This is a genomic window from Streptomyces sp. 13-12-16 (genome assembly GCF_002114215.1).
Classification (GTDB): Bacteria; Actinomycetota; Actinomycetes; order Streptomycetales; family Streptomycetaceae; genus Streptomyces.
In genome coordinates this window covers 1-1,906 of sequence record NZ_NCTE01000556.1, presented here as the reverse complement: position 1 = coordinate 1,906, position 1,906 = coordinate 1, and the positions used below count along the sequence as shown (strand labels likewise).

The following is a 1,906-nucleotide window of genomic DNA, read 5'->3' as shown; positions in this document are numbered from 1 at the left end:
GGCTCGGCGGCCTCGGCGGCGACCTCGGCCGCCGTCTCCGTCTCCGCCTCCTGCTCGGCCGTCTCCACGCCCACGACCACCTCGTGCTCGTGCGGCTGGTCCGCCGCACCGGCCCGCGCCCGCTTCCGGCGCTTGCCGCCGCTGCCGGCGGCCGCGGGCTGGTCCAGGTGCACGATGACACCGCGCCCGTTGCAGTGGACGCAGGTCTCCGAGAACGACTCCAGCAGGCCCTGGCCGACCCGCTTGCGGGTCATCTGGACCAGGCCCAGCGAGGTCACCTCGGCGACCTGGTGCTTCGTACGGTCGCGGCCCAGGCACTCGAGGAGGCGGCGCAGCACCAGGTCCCGGTTGGACTCCAGCACCATGTCGATGAAGTCGATGACGATGATGCCGCCGAGGTCGCGCAGCCGCAGCTGGCGCACGATCTCCTCGGCCGCCTCCAGGTTGTTCCTGGTGACCGTCTCCTCCAGGTTGCCGCCCTGGCCGGTGAACTTGCCGGTGTTGACGTCGACGACGACCATCGCCTCGGTCCGGTCGATCACCAGCGAACCGCCGCTGGGCAGCCACACCTTGCGGTCCAGCGCCTTGGCGAGCTGCTCGTCGATCCGGTACGTGGCGAAGACGTCGACCTCGCTGGTCCACCTGGACAGCCGCCCGGCCAGGTCCGGTGCCACGTGCGACACGTACCCGTGGATGGTCTCCCAGGCGTCGTCACCGCTGACGACGACCTTGGAGAAGTCCTCGTTGAAGATGTCCCGCACGACCCGGACGGTCATGTCCGGCTCGCCGTACAGCAGCGTCGGCGCGCTGCCGCCGTTCTTGGACTTCTTCTTGATCTCCTCCCACTGCGCCTGGAGCCGCTCGACGTCCCGGCGCAGCTCGTCCTCGCTCGCGCCCTCGGCGGCGGTGCGCACGATGACGCCCGCGTCCTCGGGGACGACCTTCTTGAGGATGGTCTTCAGCCGGGCCCGCTCGGTGTCGGGCAGCTTGCGGCTGATACCGGTCATCGAGCCCTCGGGGACGTACACGAGGTAGCGGCCCGGGAGGGAGACCTGGCTGGTGAGGCGGGCGCCCTTGTGCCCGATCGGGTCCTTGGTGACCTGCACCAGGACCGACTGGCCCGACTTCAGCGCGGACTCGATGCGGCGCGGGCCGCCCGACATGCCGAGCGCCTCGAAGTTGACCTCACCGGCGTACAGCACGGCGTTGCGGCCCTTGCCGATGTCGATGAAGGCGGCCTCCATCGACGGCAGCACGTTCTGCACCTTGCCGAGGTAGACGTTGCCGACGTACGAGGTCGCCTGCTCCTTGTTGACGTAGTGCTCGACGAGCACGTCGTCCTCCAGGACGCCGATCTGCGTGCGGTCGCCGTGCTGGCGGACCACCATCACGCGCTCGACGGCCTCGCGGCGGGCCAGGAACTCGGCCTCGGTGATGATCGGCACCCGGCGGCGGCCCTGCTCACGGCCCTCGCGGCGGCGCTGCTTCTTCGCCTCCAGGCGCGTGGAGCCCTTGATGGACTGCACCTCGTCCGACGGCTCGGCCTTCGGGCGCGGCTCGCGGACCTTGACGGCGGTGCGCTCGGGGTCGTCGGCGGTCCCCTCGGCCTCGCCACCGCCGTCACCGGCGCGGCGGCGACGGCGACGACGGCGCCGGCTGCTGCTGGACCCGGAGTCCTCGCGGTCCTCGGCCTGCTCGGCCGCCTCCTCGGCGTCCTCCTCGACCTGCTCGGCGGTGTCCTCGGCGTCCTGGACGGCCTGCTCGGCGGAGACGTCCGCGGGCTCGCCGCCCTCGACGTCGGCCTCGGCGGAGTCACCACGCCGGCGGCGACGGCCACCGCGGCGACGGCGCCGGCGCGAACCGGCGGCCTCGCCGTCGTCCTCCTGGTCGTCGACCAGGGCGTTCG

General features: G+C 72.1%; 1 protein-coding gene. It reads right to left on the bottom strand.

Annotated elements, in window-relative coordinates; all coding sequences use genetic code 11:
- Positions 1–1,906 (bottom strand): Rne/Rng family ribonuclease (locus B7767_RS22535; RefSeq protein WP_143652587.1); only part of this gene is annotated, 1,906 nt, incomplete at both ends.